A 25,079-nucleotide genomic window follows, 5' to 3' on the forward strand; every position below is an offset into this window, starting at 1 on the left:
TCGTAATCGGTAAGTGCAGGCCACACGTAGGTTCGCATCTCCATGGACGACCTGGACCGACAGATCCTCGATATTCTCCGGCGAGACTCCCGGACGCCGTACACCGAGATCGCCGACGAGGTCGGGACGAGCGAGGGGACCGTTCGCAATCGCGTCGAGCGGATGATGGACGACGACGTCATCGAACGCTTCACCATCTCGACCCGGACCGGAAACGTCCAGGCGATGCTCGAGATCAGCGTCGCGGTCGACGTCGACACGAAGGGCGTCTCCGAGCGGATGGCCGAGTGGGACGAGGTCGACTTCGTCTGGATGGTCTCGGGCGAGCAGGACGTCGTCCTCGTCGTCGACGCCGCGGACACGCGCGGGGTCAACGATCTCATTACCAAGGCCCGCGATCAGGAGGAGGTCGTGAGCACGAAGACGCGACTGATTCTGGACGAGGAGCTCGGGTAGGACGGGACGCAATACGCCCGACGACCGGTCCGGACGATGTCCCGCCGTCCCACTCGGAGCGACGACCCGGCGTGCGGTCACCGGTCCGCTGCGGCGGGCGAGTTACGAGTCGGATTCCGGTTCCTCGCCCGGCGGTTTCCCCACGCCCGGCGTCGGCCGCTCGATCGCGTCGATCACCTGTTTGCGGTTGTGGATCGCCCGATACCCCTTTCGCAGTAGCCGGTCGAACCCGGACCTCGAGACGCGTGCGCTCACGCGGCCGTCACGGATCGCGTCGACAATCGACTCGGGCGTGAGCCGATCGGCCTCGACGACCGTGTACGCCCGACCGACCTCGAAGGGGTAGTGGGCGTCGCTCCCGCCGATCAGCGGCAGGTCGCGGTCGTCCGCCAACTGCTCGACGAGCGGCCGCGAACGCGGATGTTTGCCGTTCACTTCGATCGCGTCGAAGGGGACGTCGTCGAGTTCCCGCACCGTGCTGTTTCGGAAGGGGTGGGCGACGATCGCGGCGCAGTCCCGATCGTGGGCCAGCGCGACCGCCTCCTCGGGAGAGAGCGCGCTGGGTTTCGTCGCCGCGGGCGGGTCGGGACCGACGACGAGGACGTGACCGCGGTCGGTCGTGATTTCGATCCCCGGTAGCGTCTCGACGTCCGGAGCGGGGTCGAACGCCGTGTAGTAATCGTGATTGGTCGTCGCGACGCCGTCGAGTCCGCGGCGTTCGGCCGCTTCGGTGAGCAGTCGGACGCCGACCGGGTCGAATCGATCGCCGAGCGATCGTCGCCCGTGGAAGAATCGCGTGTGCGCGTGGAGGTCGACCGAGTACATACTGGGGCAAACGCCGGGCAGATCCTTTTGCGTGCGGCCGGCATGCACTGCAGTATGGTATCCGACGAGGCGAGCGATCGCGTTCTCGTCTGCAACCCCGTCAGCGGATCGGGGGATCACGTCGACGACGTCGTCGAACTCGCGGCCGACCACGGGTTCGAGATTCGAAAGACCGAGGAGGCCGGCGACGCGAAACGGTTCGCTCGAGAGGGTGCGCCCGACGCCGACCTCGTCGCCGCGGCCGGCGGTGACGGCACGCTCAACGCCGTCGTCAACGGTGTGGCAGCGGCGGACGCCCTCGAGACGACGACCGTCGCCGTCGTCCCGGCGGGGACGGGGAACAACTTCGCGGCGAACATCGGCGTTCGGGGGCTCGAGCACGCGTTTACGGTGATCGAAGACGGTCGCCGGCGGTCGATCGACGTCGCGACGGCGAACGATCGGGTCTTCGTCAACTCCTGCGTCGGCGGGATCACCGCCGAGGCGAGCAGCGAGACGACGACGGAGAGCAAGGCGGAGCTGGGCGTGCTCGCGTACGTGAAGAACACCCTCGAGACGGTCGGCGAGTTCGACTCGCTCCCGCTGCGAGCGGAGACGGCCGCGGGCCCGAACGGCGAGGCGGCGCGGGCGTGGGAGGGCGACGCGCTGTTCGTCCTCATCGGAAACTGTCGGCGGTTCACCGGCGCGCGGACCGCACAGGCCGACGTCGAGGACGGCCTGCTCGAGGTCACGATCGTCGAAGACGCCGCGACGACGAACCTGCTCGGCGGCGCGGCCCTCGAAGGGTTGTTCGACCGGGACAGCGCGCATATCGTCCGCCGTCGAACGCCGTCGCTGACGATCGAGAGCCGCGGAGACTCCGTCGAGTACAGTCTCGACGGCGAGATGCTCGAGACCGAGCGCCTGCGGCTGGGGACCGAACCGAAGGCGCTCACGATTCCCGTCGGGGACGGCTATCAGCCGGATCCGGACGAGGGGGAGTTGTGGCCGCTCGAGACGGGGACTGATCGGTGACCGAGGACGGATCGGTGACCGACGGTATCGATTCGAAACGGCCGAGACGAGACGATACTGGTTTCACGAACCGTCGTAATTGTGCGGGTATGAGCACGCCGGACGAGGACCTGCAACACGAGAACGCGGGACAGGACGTGATCGCCGTCGACGCCGACGACACCGAACTCGAACTAGTCAACCGACTCGACGCCCACACCGGCGACGGGATTCGACACCGAGCGTTCACCTCGCTCGTCTTCGACGGGGAGGGGAACGTCTTGCTCGCCCAGCGAGCGCCGGACAAACGCCTCTGGGGCACCTACTGGGACGGCACCGTCGCCTCCCATCCCGTCGAGGGCCAGAGCCAGAAGGAAGCGACCCGCCAGCGCCTCGAGGAGGAACTGGGGATTTCCCCCGACCAGTACGACGACCTGCGACTGACCGACCGCTTCGAGTACAAGCGCTACTTCGAGAACGCGGGCGTCGAGCACGAGGTCTGTGCCGTCCTGCAGGTGACGCTGACCGATCGAACGCTCGATCCCGACGAGGAGGAGGTCGCCGGCCTGATGTGGGTTCCCTACGAGCGACTTCACTCGAATCCGGAGTGGTACCGACAGCTCCGACTCTGCCCGTGGTTCGAGATCGCGATGCGCCGGGACGTGCGATAGGGGGATCGATCCGTCCCGATCACAGCGGTTCCGCGCCGTCGGTGGTCGGACCGCGTGTCGATCGCTCGAGGTTCCCGCCGACCGGTCCCCGCTCGACGACCGCCCTCGATGCAGTCGCGTCTCCGGACTGAACACTGTCAAGAAACAGTACACGAGCGGGAGGTTTATGAGGGAGTGTCCACACATGCAGGATAGACTGCGATGGTCATTGGCACGTTCAGACGGCTTCTTCGGGGGAGCGTTATCACGTCGTCCGCGTCGGCAGGGGGGGCGACGGCTGCGGGAACGACCGACTCCGAGCCGTCGCTCGAGTCGACCGCCGCGACCGACGAGCCACTCGATATCTGTCTGTTGAGCTACCGTTCGAACCCGTACTCCGGGGGACAGGGAGTCTACGTGAAGTATCTCAGCCGAGCGCTGACCGATCTCGGTCACTCGGTCGACGTGCTCTCGGGCAAGCCCTATCCGGACCTCGACGACGACGTCGGGCTGGTGAAACTGCCCGGCGAGAACATCGTCGACGAACTCGACCGACTCGGCCAGTTCGAGCCGTCGTACCTCCGCGATCCGCTCGCGCTCTACGAGTGGCTGAGCGCGCTCACCGGCGGCTTTCCGGACCCCTACGTCTTCGGCCGGCAGGTCGTCGATTACTTCGAGGAACACCAGCCCGCATACGACGTCGTCCACGACAACCAGTCGCTCTGTCACGGGCTCCACGCGCTCCGCGAGCGGGGCCACCCCGTCGTGGCGACCGTCCACCACCCGATTACCGTCGACCGAGACGCCGCCCTCGAGGCGGCGGACGACTGGACCGAGCGGCTGTTGATCCGCCGGTGGTACAGCTTCCTTCGGATGCAACGCGATGTCGTCCGGGACCTGCCACACGTCCTGACCGTCTCCGAGTCGGCCAAGCACCGCACCGTCACCGACTTCGGCGCCGATCCCGAGTCGATCCGCGTCGTCCACAACGGCATCGACACCGAGCTGTTCGAACCCGTCGATCGGGCTCCCGATTCCGAGCCCGACCGCCCGCGCGTGATGACGACCGTCAGCGCCGACGTTCCCCTGAAGGGGACCCGGCACTTGCTCGAGGCGTTCGCGGCCGTCCGCGAGACGATCGACGCCGAGCTCGTCGTCGTCGGCGAGTTCGACGAGGGGGGCGACTGCGAGCGGCTCGTCTCGGAACTGGGGCTCGCGGACGCGATCGAAACCCACAGCGAGATCAGCTACGAGCGGATGGTCGAACTCTACGGGAGCGCCGACGTCGCCGTGGTCCCCTCGATCTACGAGGGATTCGGCCTCCCGGCCGGCGAGGCGCTGGCCTGTGGCGTCCCGGTCGTCGCGACCACCGGCGGAGGGCTTCCCGAAGTGGTCGGCGACGCCGGCGTCCTCGTCGAACCGGGCGACTCGGAGGCGCTGGCCGGGGCCGTTCGCGACCTGCTCGAGGACGACGACCGCCGGCGTACGCTCGGCGAGCGGGGACGAGAGCGAATCGTCGCGGAGTTCGACTGGGATCGGGCCGCCCGGGAGACCGTACAGACGTACCGCAACGCTATCGAGACGCGCGAACAGGGGGACTGAGATGGAGACGATCGATTTTGATCGTATGACGTTGACGCCGGGGATGCGCGTCCTCGACGTCGGCTGCGGCGAGGGCAGACACGTTCACGCCGCCGCCCTCGAGAACGTCGCGGAAGTCGTGGGGCTCGACCTCGAGCGGGAGAGCCTGGCGGCCGCACGGGACGATTACGGGGAGTACATCGCCGAACTATCCGACGTGCCGGTCACCTTTCTCTCGGGGGACGCGCTCAGACTGCCCTTCGAGGACGGCGCGTTCGACGTCGTCTGCTGTACCGAAGTGCTCGAGCACATCCCCGACTACGAGGCGGCGGTGGACGAGCTCCGGCGGGTCTGCGCGCCGGGAGGGACGCTCGCGGTGAGCGTCCCTCGAGCGGGTCCCGAACGCGTCTGCTGGGCCCTCTCGGACGACTACCACAACGTCGAGGGCGGGCACGTCCGCATCTTCGATCGCGAGGAGCTACGGGCGGCCATCGAGCGCCGCGGGTTCCGGCGCGTCGACGGCCACTTCGCCCACGCGCTGCACGCCCCCTACTGGTGGCTCAAGTGTCTCTGGCGCGAGCGCGACGAGCGGGGCGAGCCGCCGCTGCCCCTGCGGGCTTACGACCGCTTCCTCGAGTGGGACGTCATGGAATCGCCGCGGCCGGTCCGCCTGCTCGAGGAAGCGCTCGATCCCGTGCTCGGCAAGAGCGTCGTCTACTACTTCGAGCTGGAGGGGCGGTCGTGAGCAACCTGTCGTCGGGGGAGTCGCTGGCCGACTGGGGACTCGAGCCCGCGGTGGACTACATCGAGCGCGTGCAGCGGCCGGACGGGCTCATCCTCTGGTATCCCGACGGCCCGGCCGACCCCTGGGATCACGTCGAGAGCGCGATGGGGCTCTCCGTCGGCGGCCGCCACGAGGCCGCTCGCCGGGCGTACCGCTGGGTGGCCGACGCCCAGCACGACGACGGCGCGCTCTGGGCGACCTACGGCGAGCCCGACGAGGGTGACGACGGTGCCCACGCCGGCGACGAGCCGCGCAAGGAGACCCACCGCAGCGCGTACGTCGCCGTCGGCGCCTGGCACCACTATCTCTGTACCGGGGATCGGGAGTTCCTCGAGGAACTCTGGCCGACCGTCCGAGACGCGCTGGAGTTCGCGTGCGACCGGCAGGCCCCGACCGGCGAGGTCTACTGGACCGTCGGCGCGGACGGCGAGGTCTACGAGGACGCGCTGATCTCCGGCTGCGCCTCGATCTACAAGAGCCTGGCCTGCGGCGCGGCGATCGCTGGCGAACTCGGTCACGAGGAGCGCCGCGACCGGTGGCTCGAGGCTCGAACCCACCTCGGCGAGGCGATCCGCTCGCGGCCCGACCGGTTCGACCGCACCTGGGAGAGCAAGTCCCGCTACGCGATGGACTGGTTCTACCCCGTCCTCTGTGGCGTGATGACCGGCGATTCGGCGCGGGATCGGCTCGAGGAAGGGATGGATCGCTTTCTCGAGGTGGGGCTGGGCTGTCGGTGCGTCTCCGACGAACCGTGGGTGACGGTCGCCGAGTCCTGCGAACTCGTGGTCTCGCTGGCCGCGGTCGGGCGGACGGAGCGCGCGCGTGAGATCCTCGAGTGGCTCTTTCAGTGGACCGACGACGAGGGAATCTTCTGGACGGGGTATCAGTTCGAAGACGAAGAGTTCTGGCCGGGCGAGCGGCCGACGTGGACCTGCGGGGCGGCGGTGCTGGCAGCCGATGCGTTGTCGGGGGTGTCGGGGGCGGCGGATCTGTTTACCGATCCGGTCTCCGAATGAACTGATTTGGGCGGATGTATCCTGATTTGTCCGAACAATCAGGAATAGGACTACGATAGGGGGATCTTAATGAATGTCTGTCAGTAGTGGCTGATGCTGAATTTTGTTCCCTCATTAATCCTATTCAAGATGGCTGCATAATAGGGGAAACATTAACTGCAGCCCTTTCGAAGCGCTGGATGAATACGATGTCTGAGGAGGAACCGGAGTTCGGTGAACCAGAGTTCTTAGGCTGGCATCTGCTCCGGGAACTAAAAGACCAGAGCGACGACCAGATTTCTCGCTCGAAGTTTCTCAAACTTTGTTGTGTCGCCGATCGAAACCTCCTCGAGACACACGAATATGATGTTGGACTTGCCCGCTACTGGTATATGTACGGAGAACTCACGAATGAGCACGAATTCTCCGGGCGGTTCTATAATGCACCACAAGCAATGGGCTGGGATGGCCAACAATATATCCCAAAATCACTGGACATAGAGGCATTTGGCGTATCCAAAGAGGGTCTCGAACTGATTACTGACTCTGTAGAGTGGACTGTACGAGAGTTTGGAAGGGAGAACGTCGAGGCAATTAAGCAACATCAGTACGAGGAACACGCTGAGAACAGTTTCATTCAGGAGTACAGTGAACTACGCTGGCTACTAAGCACAATTGATCTCGGAAGCCAGCAACGTCTGGAGAACTTTACCGAAGGAGGAACCGAGGAAACGGTGGAATCGAACGAGGAGTACCTCCGACAGAAACTGGATACAATGGTGGAGGCATACCCTGAAGATGAAGGGCGTCATGAGGAAATGAAGGCGCTCTATCTCCGATGGGATGACACGGTCCGACTCATGCTCGATCAATCTGTCCAATATAGTCGAATCGCAGAATTCCTCGACGACTTCATTTTCGCCCTCAGTAGAGTTGTACTTCGATTCGACTACAACCAACACATTTCCGACAGTCGACTGGCTGATTGGGAGGAAGATGCAGCTGATGTGAAGTCGGATTTCACAAACAATGTCCGGGAAACGAGACGAGAGCTACTCGGTAATCGTTCTCGAAGCACCGAACTGGACGGGGTTTCACGCGCATACTCTCGTACTATTGAAGAACAAATCGAACGGCTTCGGTCCTACTAATCGATGACTGATGCCTCGTTTCTTGATACAGGTGTCGCTCTCGGCTACTGTTTTCGGGACGATACACACCATTACCGGTGCAGAGAATATCTAGAGGAAAACGGATTCTCGTTGTATATCTCCGACCATGTTGAGGATGAATACCTGAACAGAGAACCTGATCTCGCTGAGGAGATTGCAGACGCGATTCGCGATCATATTTTCCAACTCCAGAACTCCGATTACGAAGGGCAACTGGATTCCATGGATACTTCACAAATTCGCCAAAATATGGTTAGTGGAAATAACAACGCTAGTACGTCACTCCACGAGTTTTATCGAAACCAGCTGCCAAATTTCATTCAGGTTGAAGAACTGATTAAGCGACTCAGAGAGCTTGCACGTGACATCGAACAGAATGCCATCGAAAACCGGCAGTGGCTGCTAGCAAGAACCGAGATTTGGAGCCGTGAAAACGATTACTCCGAAATCGATGAATCACTTTCCGAGGTTCCCTGGGACGACCGTCGGATCTGTCTTGACGCACACGATGTCGTTGAGCAAACAGGAGAGATTACAGAACTAGCGACAGTCAATCCTCGTGATCTGGTTGACGAAGGATATCGAGAACTCATACTTGGCCAGACAGCGCTTGAGGATGTCGTTTCCCTAGCAGTCAGATCATGAGAGAAATAGATCTTTGAGGGATGTGAGTACGAGTTCGTTATGATGATTCGAGATCATCACTCTCTAATTCCCCCTCGAGATAGGCACGACCTCGATCCGTAATTCGGTAATAGCCCCGATCATCGTCGACTTTTCGGAGAAGTCCATGATCTTCCAAGACCGGAAGACGGCGCTTGACTGTTGGATGGGAGACGCCGTCAATGTTGTACGAAACCACCGCTGGCGGCATCGCTATTCCCGTTTCCTCGAAGAACTCGAGCAATGCGGGATCGGATTTCGTCATCCACGATACCAGCGGGCGCATTCAGTAGCGAATCGCCATGTGCCGCTATAACTGGGGGTGCTCTCACTGAGGTTGATGCGCTACAGTGAATGTATGATACTATAGAGGATCAAATTTTAAGTCAGAACGGATCATCAGTGCACCTTACGGAGGCCAGACGGACCCACAACTACCCGAATCGGTCCTCGAGAGAAAACGCGGACCCGGTGCCCTACCACCGGCCCGCGTGGCTTCCGTACCTCGCAGAAAGCCATGCCCGACCACGATTCGCGGGGCCTTGAAAGCCCCGCTCGAGCGGACGCATCACCCCCTGACTACCCGCCGAAGGACGGCCGACGCGCGTGGATCGAACTCACCGCCTTCCAGCGCGACTGTCTCGAGGCCGTCGCCCGCCGCGAGCGCGACGGCAAGCCCTGTTACCCCTCGGGGATCACCTGGACCCTCGAGCGCCGGTATCCCACGGTCAGCCGCGCCCGGCTCGAGCCGAACCTGCGCGCGCTCGTCGGGCGCGACCTCCTCGCCGAACGCGACGATCCCGACGATCGGGTGAGCGCCTACCGGCTCACGGGTGCCGGGCACGCGCTGCTCATCCAGCGCGCCGAACGCCTCGCCGTGCTCTGTGACCTCCGCGACTGTGTTGACTCCGGCGCGCCCGCTCGAGAAGTCGGCGACAGGAACCGCTGACCCGGGCTCGAAACAGGATTCCGCTGGGTGCGTTGCACTCGAGCAACCGAATGATGACCTCCCAACTATCCAAGCCTCGCCGGCAGAATACTGTCACCGTTCAGCACTCAGGCGGCGCTGTACGCCGTCCACGGCCGTCTTCACAAAAGACTTAATTAGCTCCCAGAGATAGAAGCAATTGTCTTACAGGGAGGAGCCGAAGATCCCAACGCATAGATCACTGCCTGTTTCTTCGGTTCGTCCCTAACTTCCTCTCGAATGCTCGAGAACCATCCCTACAGGAGGAGCTTGTGTAGATATCGCATCGCTTCGTGGCAATCCCCATCTTGCAGCCGCTTTCGACGCGAGTACGCAGCGATATCTGCGAGCTGAATGCCGGGCGTTTGCTCGCTGTCTCTAATCGTGAAGTCGACGGCGGGAACCCAATCTAAGGACTGAACGATGCTCTCGAGTTGAGATCGTGGCCGAACCCACGTCTCAGCGTCTAGTACTCTCCGATATCGTTCTATGGAAGCTGAGATCTGATCGCCGAGTCGCAGTACGGGACTGATGATCGAAGAGAGTCCGATGAGTTGCGCAGGTGTCTGCGATCGGCCCTGACCAAAATACTGTTGTGCGAGACCTCGTCCGATGTCGCTATCGGAGTCGTAGATCGTATACGCAACGGGAAAATCCGTCCACGGGTAGTCTTGCGTGTCGATCGTTTGATCCTGATCGAAGATATTCCGCATGTACGCGAACGTAGAGTTGAGCGTCGATTCGTCAAGCATTGCCCCCTTCAGTTCCCGACCGGGTGACGGACCATCGCTGTCGAAGACGACATTGTCCGAAATCCGGTTTTTCGTCGGCCGCAGTATCCGGCCCAAGTCACTGCTTTCGGAGAGACACCAACAGCCAGCCACGACGTAACAATCTCGCCGCGTGTGATTACCGCTTTCGTCAACGAAAACGTACAGGTCGCTCAACGGTGATTGTCGAGTCCGTGTTCGCAACTCTTAGTTGTTCCTACATGAAGTCGAAACAGGCGATCCTATTGATCGGATCACCGCTTCCCTCGTCGAGTTGGAAGCGATCGTTCGACACGAACACTATCGTGATTGCCGCCCGACCCCCGTATCGCAGACCACGCACGCGTCCAACCCGTTTTCCTCGGTAACCCGATCGAACAGCCTCGAGAGCCGCACGTCGTGACTCGCCAGGACCCCGCCCGGCTCGAGGTGGTCCAGCGCCGCCTCGTACTCGAATCGCATATGGGGCAGCCGGTGGTCCGAGTCATGAAGAAACAGGTCCAGGGGGCCGACGCGCTCGAGCAGCCCGGGCAAAACGTCCCGCGCATCGCCCCGATGGAGTTCCCACCGGTCGCGACACCGATCCGGGATCAGGTGGCCGTACTCGAACGGCCCCGGCGGCCCGCCGGGCAGGTCGACCGCGTGCAGGGTTCCGCCGCCGTTCTCGCACATCGCCGCCAAAATGTGCGCGTCGAACGAGCCGAACAGCACCCCCGTTTCCACGACGGTCTCGACCTCGAGCGCGCGACAGACGACGTAGAGCGTCACCCCGTCGCGCCAGTGGGTCGTGTCGGTGGCCACGCCGGCCTCGTGGATCTCCGCCACGCGGTCCGCGTAGCTGTCGTGGAACCACTCGAGAGCCTCGTACTCGCGCTCGTACTCGCGCAGTTCGGCCGCCGAGGCGGGGAGCACCGCGGCCAGCCGGTCGGCCCGCTCGCGGGTCTCCGCGCCGTAGTCGAGTCGCCGACGCTCGAGTCCCAGTCGGGCCTTCCGGACGGCGTAGATCGCGTCCCTGAGCGTGTTCGGGGCCATTACCGGTAGCCCAGCGCCTCGAGGCGCGATTCGATCTCCTCGCTATCCCCACCGTCCGCATCCTCCGCACCGCTGGCCCCGCCCTCGCGAATTCCCGCGGGAAGTGGGGGATCGCAGGTCTCCCGATCCTGTCCCTCGCGGACGACCCAGGGAACCCGTCGGAGCGCGGGGACCGGCGTCCCGGGCGGGTGCGACCAGACGCCGAACTCGCCGAGACCGTTCCCGTGGTCGCTGGTCATCGCGACCCGACCGTCGCAGTTCGCGAGCAGTCGAGAGACGTCGTCGAGGACCCACTCGAGGTTGTCCCGGTAGGCCGCCCAGACCGCGTCAAATGAAAAGTCGCCGTCGCGCAGTCGCATCCAGGGATCGTTCATCGAATCCGTCTCGTCGTCGCTCTCGGCCTCGGCTTCGGCGAGCGCCTCGAGGGCCTCGCGTTCCGCGGGCGAGAGGTCGTCGGGATCGAAGTCGTCGTCCGCGGCGGACGACTCGCCGTCGGTGAACTGCCCCCAGTGTTCGATGTCGGCCGAGCCGAAGAACCACCCCGGCTCCGACCGGAAGGGGGCGTGGGGCTGCATGTAGTGGACGAGCACGCGGTCGATCCCCAGTGCCTCCCGGTTGCGCCAGATCGCGATCGCGGCGTCCGTGAGGGGGGCGGGCGGGATCGTCGAGATGTCGTCGTCGACCCACTCGTCGCGCCAGGCCTCGTGAAAGACGCCGAAATCGTCGGCCTCGAGCGGCAGGACATCGCCGGACGTCACGAGGATGTGCTCGCAGGACTGCGACGAAAAGGGGTTGCCGGTGACGTAGGCGGTCCGGGCCATCTCCTCGCGGTACCGCGGCGCGAAGGTCCGGTCCATCCACTCCGCGGACTGGGAGCCGACCGACCACAGCGAGTCCACCCCGTCCGGCTCCGGCAGCGCGTCGTGGCCGGCCGCGGACAGTTCTCGCATGAGATCGAGGCGGCAGCCGTCGAGCACGCAGCAGACGTCCCACTCTCGCTCCCAGATAGGAGTTGCGGGGACCAGTCGCGAGACCGCGTGTCCGATGCGACCGGTCGCGATCCGCTCGGAGACCGTCTCGAGATCCATTACCACTGCACCTGTCTGTCGAGTGGATACGGTTCTGTTAGTAGCTTTTGATCGCCAAACGAACCGTTCGGACGGAGCGAACGAAACCGCGGCCGCGTCGCAACTATGGCATGCGGTAACAAGGCTTATTACATCCCTGTTCGTAGCCCAAATCGAGGACCACGAACACAGGTCCCGTCTGACGATATGAGCTCCTCACCACCGGAAACCGAGACGTACGAAGTCACGCTCACCCGAGACGAGCAATGGGTCGCCCACCACGTCCTCTCGAAACGCTTCAACGAGGCCCTCGAGATAGACGAGATGCCACCCGAGTGGACCGTCGAGTTACTCGAGACGCTCGAGGCTGACGGCGACACGGAACGACTCACCGGCCCGCAGGCCGATCGCCTCTATGACGAACTGGCGACGTACGTCGACCGCGAGGAGACGCCCGACCGGGACGTAAGCGACGGCTCGACCGTTCTCGACCGGCTCGAGGTCGTCTGCGAAGCCGAAGTCTAGACCGTTTTCGTTTCAGTAGTCCTGCGATTCGTCGTCGAACAGCCCGCACGGGCAGCCGTTCTCAAGGTCGCGTCGTCGCCCAGACCGCCGTAATCGCGAGCAAAATAGCGGGTGCCAGGGGCACGATCAACAGCGCAAACCGGTAGCCCTCCGCACCGGGTGGGACGAGGTAGATCAGAGTCGGAGCGGCGAGAAACGCGAAGACGATAACGCCGACGAGGGTCCAGCCGCGCCAGTCGAACTCCCGGTCGGCCGTCGCGGGGTGTACCGGTTCGTAATCGTCCCCGCTATCGGCCGGTCCGTCGGCTCCCCGTTCGCCGTCCGCGTCGGCGTCGACCGCCGCTGGATCGTGGACGTAGCCGCCGTCATCGCTCGAGCTCACTATCGATTCGTTTCGAGCGCGCAGTGAAAGCACTCACGGTTCCCCCGCCGCTCGTCTCCGAAGCGATCGGAAACGGGAACGGTTCGTCGGGCGTCAGTCGCTTCCGACTATAATTCGCTGTCCGGCCGGACGACGACCTTGCCGAACCCTTCGCGGTTCTCGATGATCTCGTGGGCGCGTGCGGTCTCGCTCATCGGCAGTTCCTCGCGGATGGCGGGCTCGAACGTGCCGTCCCAGACGAGTTCCATCACGTCGTCGACCTGATCGGGCGTGGCCATCGTCGAACCGATGATCTGCAGCTGATTCCAGAAGATACGCGGAATGTCCGTCTCCGGGTTGCCGCCGCCGGTGCCCCCGCAGGTGACGAGTCGCCCGCCCTTGGTCAGGCTCTTCAGCGAGTTCTGCCACGTCGGCGCGCCGACGTGTTCGACGACGACGTCGACGCCGCGGCGGTCCGTTTCCTCGAGGATCCAGTCCGCGAAGTCCTCCTCCTCGTAGTTGCAGACGTGGTCCGCGCCGTGTTCGCGGGCGTAGTCGAGTTTCTCTTCGGTGCTACCGGTCGCGTACACCTCCGCGCCCGCGTAGTCGGCGATCTGAAGCGCGGCGTGGCCGACCCCGCCGCTGGCACCCAGCACGAGCACCGACTCGCCGGCCTCGAGATCGGCGCGTTCGATGAGCATCCGCCAGGCGGTCTGGAAGACCAGCGAGCTCGAGCCGGCGACCGACCAGTCGACGTGGTCGGGGACGGGGATCAGGTTATCCTCGGGAATCGCGGCGTATTCGGAGTGAACGCCGGTGACGTGCTCGCCGATGATGTGAAAGCGCGGATCGAGCGTCGGGTCGTCCATCCGCAGGTCGCCGACGCCGGCCGAGAGCGCGACGTGATCGCCCGCCTCGAAGCGAGTTACGTCCTCGCCGACGTCCTCGACGACGCCGGCCCCGTCGCTGCCCGGAATGTGTGGCATCTCGAGGTCGATCCCCGGCATTCCCCGTCGCGTCCAGATGTCCAGGTGGTTGAGCGCGGCCGCCTTGATGTCGACCAGTACCTCGTCCCGATCGATCTCGGGATCGGGATACTCGCCGTACTCGATGACGCCCCTGTCGCCGTGGTCCGCGAATTGGACTGCCTGCATATAGGCGGACCAACGGAAACGGCGTCCATAACAGTTGGGCTACCAGCATGCCGTATTCGCCGCGATCACGTTGTACTATAAACTATTATTTGTCAGAGGTGTGTCGAGACAACGGAAGACCGATGGCAACTGAAACGGAGCCGGTGTCCAAGACCGAACGAGAGTCGGGCGGAGAGTGGCGCGTCTGGCTCGAGCAGGCCGGCGCGTTCACTCGCCGGAATCTACAGGAGGTGCGAAACAGCGGGATCATGCTGCTGTGGGTACTCGCATTCCCCGCGATTATGTACTCGCTCCAGACGGTGCAGGGGGCCGGAACGACTGCCACGGCCGATGCGAGCGCGTCCATCGGAATCGGCGTCCTCGGGTCGATGTTCGTCTGTCTCTTCGTCTTCGGAAACCAGCTCGCGACCGACCTCGAGGACCGGCGCTACGTCGCCTATCGATCGATGCCCATCTCGCCGTCGGCCGAACTGACCGGCCGAATGGTCGCCGGGCTCGTCCTCGCGGCGGGCGCGTTCACCGCGACGCTGGTCGCCGGGCTGGCCACCGGCGCGTCCTACGGTCTCCGCGGTCCCGAATCAATACCGATCGTCCTGGTCGCCGGCGTGCTGACCGGCCTGATCTGGATGGTCGTCGCCATCCCGTTCGTGATCGCCGCGGGGAACAAACAGGTCGCAACGCTGGCGACCACGTTCGTCGCCATCACGACGTTCACCCTGACCGGGCTCAACGGCGCCGTTCCGGCGCAATCGGTGATCGACGGCCCGGTGCTGAACTATCTCCCGAACACGCTCCCGACTCGAGTGCTCATCGCTCACCTCGTCCCGGCCGAGAGCTGGACGGGGCTCGGCATCGCACCGCCTGCGATGCCGACCGGGCCGGAGTTCCTCGCGTTACTGGCCATCTATGCGGCCCTCGCAGTCGTCGCCGGAACGATGCTCGTGAATCGACTGCTCTACGACCAGGGGTGGTGGCCGTGACCGATCCGGTCGCGACCGTCGACGGCGTCCGCAAGTCCTTCGGCGAGGAGGGCGTCCTCGAGGACGTCGATCTCACGGTCGAGGACGGCGAACTCCTCGTTTTGATGGGCCCGAACGGAGTCGGCAAATCGGTGTTGCTCTCCTGTCTCGCCGGCAGCGAGCGTCCCTCCGCGGGCAGCGTCGACGTCTTCGGCGAGCCGGCGACGGCTCGCGCGGACACGACGAGTTTTCTCCTGCAAGACGCACTCGCCCTCGAGAAACTCACCGGTCGAGAAACCATCCACTTCTACCGCCGGCTCCATCCGGCGTTCACGGACGACTGGCGCACACACGTCGAGCGTCTCGGTCTCTCCGACGACCTCGACAAGTCCGTCGCGGACTACTCCGGCGGAATGGTGCGGAAACTCGAGTTCGCCATCGCCGCCAGCATCGACGTCCCGCTGTACCTGTTCGACGAGCCGACCGCGGCGCTCGATCTCGCGACGATCCCGGCGATCCACGAGCTGTTCCGCGAGAAACAGGCTGCGGGAAAGACGATCGTCGTCGCCAGCCACCGACCGATGACCGCCGACATCGCCGACCGAATCGCCTTCCTCGCGGACGGTCGGATCGTCGCGACTGGAACACCTGCGGAACTGCTGGCGTCGGTGCCGCCCGTCCTCGAGACGGGAGCATCGAACGCGAACGCGCTCACGGAGGTCGTCGACGGCGAGCCGTTCGCCGTGGCCGGGAGTATCCACGGGTTCGTCCCCTCGCAATACGAAGACGCGGTCGCAGAGACTCCGGGACGGATACTCGACGAACTCGCGGCCACATCGGGGATCGACCGAACGGCGCTCGCGATTGCCGAACCGACCGACACGGACCTCTTCACGTACTACACGAACGGTCCGTCGACATCGACTTCCGTCGATCACCGATGACCAGAGACGGATGTTTTTACCCGCCGGCTTTCGAAGACGCAGTATGAACGAGACGGACTCGGACGCCACCGAACCCGGCGACGGGACGCTCTGTACCGGCGTCGTCACGATCGCCTCGGATCGCAGCCTCGCGGCCGACGACGCCGGTGAGGCCATCGGCGAGGCGCTCGAGGACGACGGCAACGAGGTCGTGGTCCGGGAACACGTCGGCTCGGACTACGACAGGGTCCAGTCGATCGTCTCGCGGCTGATCGACCGCGACGACGTCGAAGTCGTCATCACCGCCGGCGCGACCGGCGTCGAGCCGGAAGATATCACCATCGAGGCCGTCGACCCGCTCCTCGAGAAGAAACTGACCACGTTCAGCGAGCTATTCACCGTGTTGGCCTACGAGCAGATCGGCACGAAAGCCGTCGCCGCGCGGACCCTCGCCGGCATCGCCGAGGGGACGCCGGTCTTCTGTCTCCCCGGCAACCCCGACGCGGCCCGTCTCGCGCTCGCGGAGATCATCCTGCCGGAAGCGACCGGGATCGTCGAGCTCGCACGCGAACCGGAACCGGAGTCCGAGGGCGAGGCGGATACCGAGGAGGATCCGGACACCGAGAACGAGGCGGGCACCGGAGAAGAATCAGAGACCGCGGACGAGACGGTGGATACCAGTGTCCCGAACGAAGCGACGGACGAGGGGTCCTGACGTGGGCTCCGGCGACCGCGATGGCGGCGGGACAGGAAGCGACGCCATCGACAAGGCGTCCGTCCGCGAGCGAATCTGGGACGACCTCGAGGAGAGCGGCGAGGCCCGGTTTCCGTTCCCGCCCCACGGCCGGATTCCGAACTTCGCCGGGGCGAGCGACGCTGCAGACCGGCTGGCCGAGCAACCGGAGTGGAAGGGGGCGACGACGATCAAGGCCAATCCCGACGCGCCGCAGTTGCCCGTGAGGCGGCGGGCGCTGCACGAAGGAAAGACGGTCTACATGGCCGTGCCGCGACTTCGGGACGAGCGGTGTTTCCTGAAACTCGATCCAGACGAACTCGAGGACTACGACGCGGCGACGACCGTCTCCGGTTCGTCGAAACACGGCGAGCAGGTCGGCCCCGAAGCGGTCGACCGCGTCGATCTGATCGTCTCGGGGAGCGTCGCAGTGAGCGTGGATCGTGGATCCACGGAAATAGCGAGTAGCGCGGAACGAAGTTCCGCGGACGGTCGAGCGGCAAAGTCGTTCGAGACGGCTCCGCCGTCTCGTGATGACGGAAGCCGCAAAGCGGCTTCCGAACCACCGCGAGACAACGGCGATAGCCGCGAGCCCGAGGGGGGTGGCCGAATCGGCAAAGGGGAGGGCTACAGCGACCTCGAGTACGCCGTCCTCCGGGAACTCGGTCTGGTCGACGAGTCGACGCCGGTGGCGACGACGGTCCACGAACGGCAGGTGATCGACGACGCCGTCGCGATCGAGGCTCACGACGTCGCGATGGACCTCGTCGTCACGCCCGAGCGGGTGGTGCGACCCGAGAGCGAAAGCGAGCAACCCGCGGGGATCGACTGGAACCTGCTCACGAACGAGCGACTCGAGGAGATTCCGGTCCTCAAGCGGCTCGAATCATCGTAACCGACGCGTCATCGACCGATTCTACCATTGAAATGCAGGTTTCAGACGGACGGTTCGAGGAGAGCGGAACGTGGCGACCACGACGGTCTCGAGAGAGGGGATCAATCGGTACAAAACGATCGCGAAGCGGTCCATCCCCGGAGCGCGGCGAAAAACGCCGCGCCCCGAGTGCCAGAATCGCAGGGTGCGACGCGAGCCGGTGGGGTGGGCCCGCGTCAACGAGAATCGGTTGGCAGTGGTGGGGAAGGGTGCTGTGGTGGGGTTGCTGGAAGTCGCGGGTACAGGTGGTGGGTGCCATCGGTGGGGTCTGCCCGTCGACCTCCACTCGTGACTACTGGCGATTGCTACTTGAACGGCGGTGATGGTATACCGATCTTACGCCGAGTTCCCCCGAATTCAATACGAATTTATACCGGCGAAATCCGCCTCGAGACAGTTCATACGGCGGCTGTAGCGAAGCGGAGTTCTCACGATGAGATTACCCGGTCGATGCCCGCCCGTGAGCAGTTCGGCGGTGCGACTGGCGGTCGATCAGGAGCTCAGTACGAAACCGATCGGCAGAATGTGTGAACGGACTCGCGGTCGACGGATCCGGCGTCAGGCGACCAGTTCGTCGGCGACGATGCTCGCGTCCATCAACTGCGGGTCGATCGCGAGGTCGAGTTGCCCCCTGACGAACTCGGGGACGGAGTCCCGAGCGTAGACGACGGTTCGGAGCCCGTCGTTCAGGTCGCAGGCAATCGGGATCGTCGTCGCCTGTTCGGTGTCGGTCAGGACGTACAGATCAGCCGCGACGATGCCGGCTTCCTCGAGGTGCGGACGAGAGATCACGCCGTTGATTCGGGTGACGTCGACGCCCTCGTGCTCGAGCGCGTCGCCGATACCGTCGTCGTCGGGGCCGGCGACGATTGCGGTCGTGGTTGTGGTACTCATTCGTACTCGATTGTCGCGGGCGGCTTGTGGGTCACGTCGTAGACGACGCGAGCGACGTTGTCGTTCTGACCGGTGATCCGGGACTGAATGCGCTGGAGGGTCTCCCAGTCGATCTCCTGGGCGCGGGCGGTCATCCCGTCACGAGAGTCGACCGAGCGCACGGAGACGACCCAGCCGTGGACTCTGTTGTCTCCCTTGACGCCCGTTGCCTTGCCGATGACGGCTGCAAGCGCTTGCCAGGGCTCGTACTCCTCGAGTTCCTCCTCGACGACGTGACAGGAGTGGCGGGCGACCTCGAGTTTCTCCTCGGTGACTTCGCCGATGACGCGCACGGCGAGTCCGGGACCGGGGAACGGCATCCGCTCGGCGACGATCTCGTCGAGGCCGAGGTGGCGGGCGACCTCGCGAACTTCGTCCTTGTAGAGGTCGCGGACCGGTTCGACGATGCCCTCGAAGTCGACGATCTCGGGGAGCCCGCCGACGTTGTGATGGGACTTGATCCCGCCCTCGCTCTCGATGCGATCGGGGTAGATCGTCCCCTGCACGAGATAGTCGGCGTCCGCGTCTTTGGCCTCGCGCTCGAATTCTCGGATGAACTGCTCGCCGATGATCTCGCGCTTTTCCTCGGGATCGGTGGTTCCCCCGAGCGCCTCGAGGAAGCGGTCTTTCGCGTCGACGATCCGCAGGGACTCCATGTAGTCGAACGTCTCGCGGATCTGGTCGGTCTCGCCTTTCCGCATCAGGCCGGTGTCGACGTAGACCGGCGTGAGTCGGTCGCCGATGGCCTCGTAGGCCAGTGCGGCGGCGACCGACGAGTCGACGCCGCCCGAAAGGGCGATGACGGCGTTCGCGTCGCCGATTTCGTCGCCGATCTCTGCAACTGCGTCTGGAACGAACGTCTCGGTGTCTACCATTAGTGGGTTACCTCTGTTTCCGCGTCGGTGTCCGCGTCGTCGGGTTCGCTCTCGGCCTCGACCCCATCGTCAGTCTGCTCGAGGATGGCCTCAACCAGCCCCAAAAACGGCGGGCTCGGCTGTCCGGGTCGTGACGTGTACTCGGGGTGGAACTGCGTCCCGAAGAAGAACGGGTGATCCTCGAGTTCGAGGATTTCCATCCGGTTGCCCGCAGTGCCCGAGAAGACCAGCGGTTCGTCCTCGAACTGGTCGAAGTACTCGGGGTTGACCTCGTAGCGGTGTCGGTGGCGTTCGGAACAGGACGTGTCACCGTAGAGCTGGTAGGCCAGCGTTTCGGGTTCGATCACGGTCGTGTGCTCGCCCAGCCGCATCGTTCCGCCCATGTCCTCCACCTCGTATTGCTCGGGAAGGATGTCGATGACCGGGTGGGGTGTGTCTTCTTCCATCTCCGCGGAGTGAGCGTCCTCGAGGCCGAGCACGTTCCGGGCGTACTCGACGACGGCCATCTGGAAGCCCAGACAGAGACCGAGGAAGGGGACACCGTTCTCGCGGGCGTGCTGAACCGCCCGAATCTTGCCTTCGGAGCCGCGCATCCCGAACCCGCCGGGGACGATGATCCCGTCCATCCCCTCGAGTTGGCCGTCGTGGCCCTCGCTCAGTTCGTCGGCGGACACCCAGTGGGTCGTGACGTTACTGCCGACCTCGAAGCCGGCGTGTTTCAGCGACTCGTGGATCGACATGTAGGCGTCCTCGAGATCGTACTTGCCGACCAGTGCGATGTCGATTTCGCCGTCTTTCTCCGTGGTGACGATCTCCCGCCACGCGTTGGTGCGCTCGCCCTCCGGCAGCGCCTCGTCGGCGAGGCCGAAGTGCTCGAGGACGTACTGGTCGAGCCCCTCGTCTTCGACCATCAGCGGGACGTGATAGACGTCCTCGACGTCCGGATTGGAGAACACCGCGTCCGTTGGAATATCACAGAACAGCGCGATCTTCTCCTTGGTCTTCGGCTCGAGGCGATCCTCGCAACGGCCGACGATCACGTCTGGCTGGAGGCCGATCGAACGGACCTCCTTGACCGAGTGCTGGGTCGGCTTCGTCTTCTGCTCGCCGTTTTTCGAATACGGAACCAGCGTGACGTGCGTGAAGAGAACGTTCTCTTCGGGCTCCTCATGGGCGAACTGACGAAGCGCCTCGAGGTAGGGCATGCCCTCGATGTCCCCGACGGTGCCGCCGACTTCGATGAGACAGACATCGGTGCCTTCGGCGGCCTCGCGGATCCGCCGCTTGATGTCGTCGGTGATGTGGGGGATGATCTGGACCGTCTTTCCCAGGTAGTCGCCGGCGCGTTCCTTCTCGATGACGTGCTGGTAGGTCTTGCCCGTCGTGATGTTGTGATCCGAGGTCATGTCGATATCGAGGAACCGTTCGTAGTTCCCGAGATCGAGGTCGACCTCGCCGCCATCCTCGAGGACGTAGACCTCCCCGTGCTGGTAGGGGTTCATCGTCCCCGCGTCGACGTTCAGATACGGATCGATCTTGACCGCGGTGACGTCGAACCCGGCGTTTTTGAGGAGCCGGCCGGTGCTCGCGGCCGTGATCCCCTTGCCGAGCCCCGACATGACGCCGCCGGTGACGAAGATGAACTTGTTCCCCAGCGAGGGGTCATAATGAGTGTCCGATTCCGTCGGCATACCGAGTGTGCGCGCGACCGCTTGAAAACGATTTCGGGACCGCACTGCCTCCGACACAGGTTGTCATCCCCTCGTCGAGGGGGCACCCCTCGGTGTTCCGCGCTATGGGAAAACATTCGTCCAAAAACGGGGAGGTGCTTACTTCGGGTTTTCGTCCTGTACTTCGACGATCTCGGCGTGCTCGAGTGACTCGAGATCTCCTTTCATGCGGAGCTGAATCGTCCGTCCGGGGAGACCCGGATCCTCCACCTCCTCGGTCGAATCCCCGGGGACGGAGACGGCGGTGACCCCGTCGATCGTGACGGAACGGCGCTGGATCGGATCGTCCTCGTACTCGACGGTGTCCCACGTCTCGACGTCGAGATCGTCCATGTCCGTGCCGAAGTAGTCGTCCGCGTCCGGGTTGACCGTGTCTTCGGTCTGGGACTCTCCCGTCGTTCTGTTGTCGTCGAACTGGACCTCCTCGTGTTTGTACTGGCGGAGCTCTACGAGCATGTAAACGGCCACCACGAGGAGCGTGTTAATCCTTACAGGGGCACCGATCGAGTGCCCCGTCTCGAGTCGACGGTAATCCGGTCGTCACCGAGAAGTACCGCCCGTTCGTGGCCACGAGCATGACCGATCTACACGTCACCGTCGACGGCCGCGACCTCGAGGCAGTCTGGACCGACGACGCACCCGAAACGAGGGGCGCACTCGAGGACGCGCTGCCCGTCGCAAGCGAGGCGACGCGCTGGGGCGACGAACTCTATTTCGATCTCGAACTGGATGTGCCGCCGGAAAACGCACGGGAAGCGGTGCCTGAGGGTGCGATTGCCTACTGGCCAGCGGGCGGGAAGCTGTGTCTGTTCTGGGGCCCGACCCCGGCCAGCGACGACGGCGAGCCCCGCGCCGCCGCGCCCGTGACTGTCGTCGCGCGGGTTACTGAGACGGGGCCGCTCACGGACCTCGAGGGCGGGGCACGGGTTCGGCTCGAGCGGTCCGAGGAGTGAATACGCGGACGCTCTGGAGGTGAACGGCTGTATCGATGGGTAGGTAATGGTGCGGTCAACGTTCTAGCGGTAAGTGGCAACTGGATAACTTACCGCTGCCAGCATCCGCGAACGAAGTGAGCGGTTTCCCGCCGGAACGGGCGAAGCCCGTGACGGCGGCCTTTTTAGCGTAGATTTTTGCGCCGAGTGGTGAGCGAGCGCTGCGAGCGAACCCGAGGCGGAAAAAGATACGTTTACTTGCCCCAGAAGGGATCCCGACTGCGCTGCTTGTCGAGGTACATGTTCAGCGCCTCGAGTTCGTCGCCGGGGATATCGCTCGCGAGTTCCTGCTCGAGGATCTTCGCGTGTTTCTCGGGGATCTCGATCCAGAGTTCGTCGTCCTCCTCGATCTGGCGGCCGACGGTGGGGCCGTCGATGGCGACGGACACGCGGTTGCCCGCGCGGGCTTCGTCGACGTCTTCTCCCTGCTCCTGGATCCCCTTGACCTGACCGACGCGGTCGGCCTCGTTGCCATCGAACTTAACGACGTTCGCGTTGTTCTGGACCGTTCCGGCGTTCACCTCGACGCCGACGACCGCGGGGTCGTTCTGGCGGAAGGTGTGGTCCGGGAGGATCCGGAATCGAGCGGGTCGCGTGATGTTCTCGAGAATGGTGTCCTGCTGGGCCTTTTCGATGCCCTCGACGTACTCCTCGTACTCCTCGATGAGCTGATAGATGACCTCGTCGGTGAAGATCGTCACGTCCTCGATCTCCGCCCGGTCCTCGGCGTCGTCGAGCACGTCGACGTTGAACCCGAGGATGGCCTTCTGTTTCCCGTCTTCGGCCGTCGAGGCGACCGAGACGTCCCGCGGCGCGACGTCGCCGACCTCCGCGCGGACGATCGGCACCTCCGCGTCGCCTAAGGCGTCGGCCATCGCCTCGAGACTGCCGAGCGTGTCGGCCTTGACGACGACACCTTCTTCGGCGGTGTCGACGGCGATATCCGCGAGTTCGGCCTGGACTTCAGCGACGACCTCCTCGAGGTCGCGGTCGCGGACGACCCGGACCGGCGCGCCGGCCATCGCGTCCGCGAGTTCAGGTGCGGCGACCTTGATTCCGGACGCTGCCGAGACCTCGTCGACTTTCTCGAACCGGCTCTCGGTTCGGATCTCGGCGAGCGGCCGCGGCTGGAGCAGCGCGCGCACCTCGGTCACGATCGGCTCGTTCTGGCCGCCGACGACGATCGTGTCGTCCGACCGGATCGTCCCGTCGTACAGCACCGTGTCGATCGTCGTCCCGAACCCTTTCTCCTCTTTGACCTCGAGGACGGTACCGACGCCGGGGCCGGCGACGTCGATCTCCATCTCCTCTTTCATGTAGCGCTGGGAGAGGCCCATCATGACGGTCAGGAGGTCCGGAACGCCCTCGCCGGTCATCGCCGAGACGGGGACGACGCCGACGTTTCGCTGGAAGTTCTGGACCCGCCAGTAGAGATCGGCGGAGAAGCCCTCGTCCGAGAGATTCCCGATGATCTCGTAGAGGCTCTCGTCGAGGCGCTGGCGGACGCGCTCGGACTGGGACTCGTAGGTGTCGTTGATCGGCGAGTCCTCGTTGGGGTTCCAGCCGGGAACCGTGTCGATCTTGTTCGCCGCGACGATAAACGGCGTTTCGGAGCGCTTGAGGATGTCTAAGGCCTCGAGCGTCTGGGGCTGGAAGCCGTCGTTGACGTCGACGACGAGAATTGCGATATCGGCCAGCGCGCCGCCGCGCGAGCGCAGCGTGGTAAAGGAGTGGTGACCCGGCGTGTCGATGAAGAGGAGGCCGGGGAGGTCGAAGTCGTCCGGGTCGACGAGATCGCCCGCGATCGTGGAGATGATGTCCAGCGGGACGGCGGTCGCGCCGATGTGCTGGGTGATCGCGCCTGCTTCGCCCTCGATGACCGCGGAGCCGCGGATCTTGTCGAGGAGACTTGTCTTGCCGTGATCGACGTGTCCGAGGACGGCGACGATCGGCGTTCTGAGAGATGTGGGGTCGCGTGTATCCGTATCCGACATGGTGAACCACCCGAGGAAGGTCTTGTCTAAATCGTCCGTATCGCCGCAGTTAAACCCATCGTCATCGGCGTTCCGGTGATCACGGCCGCAATCGCGGCCCGCCCGACGACTGCGGACCGGTTCGACGGGTGGGTCCAGCCCCGACCGTCCGCGTCGAACTCGAGCGCGTTCGAACGGATCCAACCGTGTCCGAACGAGGTTCGATCGGACGGGCATTCGGCCCGTGTCTGCCCGGCGTCAGACGCCAAGCCGCGCTCACCCCGTGGTTTTTAATACCGATTAGTAAGTACGGGTATGCATGAGCGATATACTCGCTGAAAACCTCTCGGGGAAGTCCGTCATGGGTTCCGACGGCACCGAGCTTGGATTGCTCTACAACATCACGATGGATCTCAAATCGGGGAAACTCAACGATCTCGTTATCGAGCCGGACGAGGAACTGTCCCGGCGCGCCGTCGATTTCGATCTCGACGACGCCGGCCACTTCCTCGTTCCCGTCAACCGCGTTCAGGCGGTCAAAGACTACATTGTCGTCCAGCGCTAACGGTATGTACGTTCTCGACTCCTCGGCTTTTATCCACGACTTCCACACGACAGAACAGACTGCAACCATCCCGCTCGTCCGCGAGGAACTCGAAGACGAGAGCGCCTATCGCTACGACGCGATGGAAGGCTCCGGGATGCACGTCCACATTCCAAACGACGACACCACCGAAAAGGTCGAACGCGCGGCCCGAGAGTCCGGCGACCTCGAGGTCCTCTCCGACACCGACGTTCGCCTCATCGCGGCGAGTTTCGAACTCGACGCCGTCCTCGTGACCGACGACTACGCGATGCAAAACGTCGCGGAGAAACTCAACGTCGACGTCGAAGTGATCGCCCGCGAGGGGATCGACGAGCAGCGCCACTGGCGCTACCAGTGTCAGGGCTGCGGTCGCGAGTTCGACGAGGAGAAGGATCGGTGCCCGATCTGCGGGTCGGAACTGGCCAGAAAGAACCCCTCATAACGGG

Annotated in this window: 29 protein-coding genes; 17 read left to right on the plus strand and 12 right to left on the minus strand. The window is 64.1% G+C overall.

All coding sequences use genetic code 11. The annotated features are described in order from the left end of the window. Positions 1-42: 42 nt before the first annotated feature. Positions 43-456 carry an Lrp/AsnC family transcriptional regulator gene (locus tag CP556_RS05300; protein ID WP_006430489.1) on the plus strand — a complete coding sequence of 138 codons (414 nt, stop codon included), beginning with the start codon at positions 43-45 and terminating at the stop codon, positions 454-456. A gap of 102 nt (positions 457-558) precedes the next feature. Here CP556_RS05300 and CP556_RS05305 read toward each other — a convergent pair whose 3' ends face one another. Beyond that, on the minus strand, positions 559-1,281 hold the full coding sequence (locus CP556_RS05305; protein WP_098724670.1) for a PHP domain-containing protein: 723 nt from the start codon (positions 1,279-1,281) through the stop codon (positions 559-561). A gap of 54 nt (positions 1,282-1,335) precedes the next feature. On the opposite strand from CP556_RS05305, the gene CP556_RS05310 reads away from it, so the two are divergent. The 7 genes from CP556_RS05310 (at position 1,336) to CP556_RS05340 (ending at position 8,101) form a co-directional block, all read left to right on the plus strand. After that, the gene (locus CP556_RS05310; RefSeq protein ID WP_098724671.1) at positions 1,336-2,295 is read left to right on the plus strand and encodes a diacylglycerol/lipid kinase family protein; all 960 of its coding nucleotides are present in this window, start codon (positions 1,336-1,338) and stop codon (positions 2,293-2,295) included. 89 nt (positions 2,296-2,384) lie between these two features. Then, entirely contained in the window at positions 2,385-2,945 is a 561-nt protein-coding gene (locus CP556_RS05315; protein ID WP_098727292.1) for an NUDIX hydrolase, read from the plus strand. A gap of 201 nt (positions 2,946-3,146) precedes the next feature. Then, positions 3,147-4,526, plus strand: coding sequence for a glycosyltransferase family 4 protein (locus CP556_RS05320; RefSeq protein WP_176548129.1), 1,380 nt, complete (start codon positions 3,147-3,149; stop codon positions 4,524-4,526). A 1-nt stretch (position 4,527) separates the two neighbouring features. Next, positions 4,528-5,250, plus strand: coding sequence for a class I SAM-dependent methyltransferase (locus tag CP556_RS05325; protein WP_098724672.1), 723 nt, complete (start codon positions 4,528-4,530; stop codon positions 5,248-5,250). Beyond that, positions 5,247-6,305 carry a glucosidase family protein gene (locus CP556_RS05330; RefSeq protein WP_098724673.1) on the plus strand — a complete coding sequence of 353 codons (1,059 nt, stop codon included), beginning with the start codon at positions 5,247-5,249 and terminating at the stop codon, positions 6,303-6,305. Before CP556_RS05325 ends, CP556_RS05330 begins: the two co-directional genes overlap by 4 nt. Positions 6,306-6,493: 188 nt before the next feature. Next, positions 6,494-7,435: a hypothetical protein gene (locus CP556_RS05335; protein WP_141551632.1), complete on the plus strand. Its 942-nt coding sequence runs from the start codon at positions 6,494-6,496 to the stop codon at positions 7,433-7,435. Positions 7,436-7,438: 3 nt separating this feature from the next. Beyond that, on the plus strand, positions 7,439-8,101 hold the full coding sequence (locus CP556_RS05340; RefSeq protein WP_098724675.1) for a hypothetical protein: 663 nt from the start codon (positions 7,439-7,441) through the stop codon (positions 8,099-8,101). Between the two features lie 37 nt (positions 8,102-8,138). On the opposite strand, the gene CP556_RS26570 is transcribed toward CP556_RS05340, so the two are convergent. Beyond that, positions 8,139-8,330, minus strand: coding sequence for a helix-turn-helix domain-containing protein (locus CP556_RS26570; RefSeq protein WP_255291513.1), 192 nt, complete (start codon positions 8,328-8,330; stop codon positions 8,139-8,141). A gap of 306 nt (positions 8,331-8,636) precedes the next feature. Here CP556_RS26570 and CP556_RS05350 point away from each other — a divergent pair, with 306 nt between their 5' ends. Continuing rightward, the gene (locus tag CP556_RS05350; protein WP_098724677.1) at positions 8,637-9,068 is read left to right on the plus strand and encodes a PadR family transcriptional regulator; all 432 of its coding nucleotides are present in this window, start codon (positions 8,637-8,639) and stop codon (positions 9,066-9,068) included. A 275-nt stretch (positions 9,069-9,343) separates the two neighbouring features. Here CP556_RS05350 and CP556_RS27220 read toward each other — a convergent pair whose 3' ends face one another. The 3 genes from CP556_RS27220 to CP556_RS05365 form a co-directional block, all read right to left on the minus strand. Next, positions 9,344-10,060, minus strand: a complete 717-nt coding sequence (locus CP556_RS27220) for a DUF3800 domain-containing protein (RefSeq protein ID WP_394340727.1) — start codon at positions 10,058-10,060, stop codon at positions 9,344-9,346. Between the two features lie 96 nt (positions 10,061-10,156). Beyond that, a complete protein-coding gene (locus CP556_RS05360; protein WP_098724679.1) occupies positions 10,157-10,888 on the minus strand; it encodes a class I SAM-dependent methyltransferase in 732 nt (243 codons plus the stop codon). Next, positions 10,888-11,976 (minus strand): alkaline phosphatase family protein, encoded by a 1,089-nt coding sequence (locus tag CP556_RS05365; RefSeq protein ID WP_098724680.1) that lies wholly within the window; start codon positions 11,974-11,976, stop codon positions 10,888-10,890. The genes CP556_RS05360 and CP556_RS05365 overlap by 1 nt, the downstream gene beginning before the upstream one ends. Positions 11,977-12,162: 186 nt before the next feature. Between CP556_RS05365 and CP556_RS05370 the strand changes: the two genes are divergently transcribed. After that, entirely contained in the window at positions 12,163-12,480 is a 318-nt protein-coding gene (locus CP556_RS05370) for a DUF7853 family protein (RefSeq protein WP_098724681.1), read from the plus strand. A 61-nt stretch (positions 12,481-12,541) separates the two neighbouring features. Here the strand turns inward: CP556_RS05370 and CP556_RS05375 are convergent, their stop codons facing one another. Together CP556_RS05375 and CP556_RS05380 are read right to left on the minus strand one after the other, a co-directional pair. Continuing rightward, positions 12,542-12,862, minus strand: coding sequence for a DUF7977 family protein (locus CP556_RS05375; protein WP_098724682.1), 321 nt, complete (start codon positions 12,860-12,862; stop codon positions 12,542-12,544). 107 nt (positions 12,863-12,969) lie between these two features. Next, positions 12,970-13,995: a zinc-binding dehydrogenase gene (locus tag CP556_RS05380; RefSeq protein WP_098724683.1), complete on the minus strand. Its 1,026-nt coding sequence runs from the start codon at positions 13,993-13,995 to the stop codon at positions 12,970-12,972. A 122-nt stretch (positions 13,996-14,117) separates the two neighbouring features. On the opposite strand from CP556_RS05380, the gene CP556_RS05385 reads away from it, so the two are divergent. Genes CP556_RS05385 through CP556_RS26575 form a run of 4 tightly spaced genes read left to right on the plus strand, consistent with a single transcriptional unit; the run spans position 14,118 to position 17,505 of the window. Further along, on the plus strand, positions 14,118-14,975 hold the full coding sequence (locus tag CP556_RS05385) for an ABC transporter permease (RefSeq protein ID WP_255291406.1): 858 nt from the start codon (positions 14,118-14,120) through the stop codon (positions 14,973-14,975). Beyond that, positions 14,972-15,898, plus strand: a complete 927-nt coding sequence (locus CP556_RS05390; protein WP_343124867.1) for an ABC transporter ATP-binding protein — start codon at positions 14,972-14,974, stop codon at positions 15,896-15,898. The genes CP556_RS05385 and CP556_RS05390 overlap by 4 nt, the downstream gene beginning before the upstream one ends. A 43-nt stretch (positions 15,899-15,941) precedes the next feature. Next, positions 15,942-16,592, plus strand: a complete 651-nt coding sequence (locus CP556_RS05395) for a MogA/MoaB family molybdenum cofactor biosynthesis protein (protein ID WP_098724685.1) — start codon at positions 15,942-15,944, stop codon at positions 16,590-16,592. Position 16,593: 1 nt separating this feature from the next. Next, positions 16,594-17,505, plus strand: coding sequence for a 5-formyltetrahydrofolate cyclo-ligase (locus CP556_RS26575; protein ID WP_343124885.1), 912 nt, complete (start codon positions 16,594-16,596; stop codon positions 17,503-17,505). A 597-nt stretch (positions 17,506-18,102) separates the two neighbouring features. On the opposite strand, the gene CP556_RS05410 is transcribed toward CP556_RS26575, so the two are convergent. The 4 genes from CP556_RS05410 to CP556_RS05425 form a co-directional block, all read right to left on the minus strand. Further along, positions 18,103-18,438: a DUF7126 family protein gene (locus CP556_RS05410; protein ID WP_098724686.1), complete on the minus strand. Its 336-nt coding sequence runs from the start codon at positions 18,436-18,438 to the stop codon at positions 18,103-18,105. Next, positions 18,435-19,352, minus strand: coding sequence for a glutamine-hydrolyzing GMP synthase (guaA, locus tag CP556_RS05415; protein ID WP_098724687.1), 918 nt, complete (start codon positions 19,350-19,352; stop codon positions 18,435-18,437). The genes CP556_RS05410 and guaA overlap by 4 nt, the downstream gene beginning before the upstream one ends. Further along, on the minus strand, positions 19,352-21,043 hold the full coding sequence (pyrG, locus tag CP556_RS05420; protein ID WP_098724688.1) for a glutamine hydrolyzing CTP synthase: 1,692 nt from the start codon (positions 21,041-21,043) through the stop codon (positions 19,352-19,354). Before pyrG ends, guaA begins: the two co-directional genes overlap by 1 nt. A 138-nt stretch (positions 21,044-21,181) precedes the next feature. Continuing rightward, positions 21,182-21,538, minus strand: coding sequence for a hypothetical protein (locus CP556_RS05425; protein WP_098727295.1), 357 nt, complete (start codon positions 21,536-21,538; stop codon positions 21,182-21,184). A 119-nt stretch (positions 21,539-21,657) separates the two neighbouring features. Here CP556_RS05425 and CP556_RS05430 point away from each other — a divergent pair, with 119 nt between their 5' ends. After that, positions 21,658-22,035 carry a cyclophilin-like family protein gene (locus CP556_RS05430; RefSeq protein WP_098724689.1) on the plus strand — a complete coding sequence of 126 codons (378 nt, stop codon included), beginning with the start codon at positions 21,658-21,660 and terminating at the stop codon, positions 22,033-22,035. Positions 22,036-22,268: 233 nt separating this feature from the next. On the opposite strand, the gene infB is transcribed toward CP556_RS05430, so the two are convergent. Next, the gene (gene infB, locus CP556_RS05435; protein WP_098724690.1) at positions 22,269-24,068 is read right to left on the minus strand and encodes a translation initiation factor IF-2; all 1,800 of its coding nucleotides are present in this window, start codon (positions 24,066-24,068) and stop codon (positions 22,269-22,271) included. Between the two features lie 298 nt (positions 24,069-24,366). Between infB and CP556_RS05445 the strand changes: the two genes are divergently transcribed. Next, on the plus strand, positions 24,367-24,612 hold the full coding sequence (locus CP556_RS05445) for a PRC-barrel domain-containing protein (RefSeq protein WP_098724692.1): 246 nt from the start codon (positions 24,367-24,369) through the stop codon (positions 24,610-24,612). 4 nt (positions 24,613-24,616) lie between these two features. Then, entirely contained in the window at positions 24,617-25,075 is a 459-nt protein-coding gene (locus tag CP556_RS05450; protein WP_098724693.1) for an NOB1 family endonuclease, read from the plus strand. The last annotated feature ends 4 nt before the right edge of the window (positions 25,076-25,079 follow it).

It is taken from the genome of Natrinema sp. CBA1119 (genome assembly GCF_002572525.1).
Classification (GTDB): domain Archaea; phylum Halobacteriota; class Halobacteria; order Halobacteriales; family Natrialbaceae; genus Natrinema.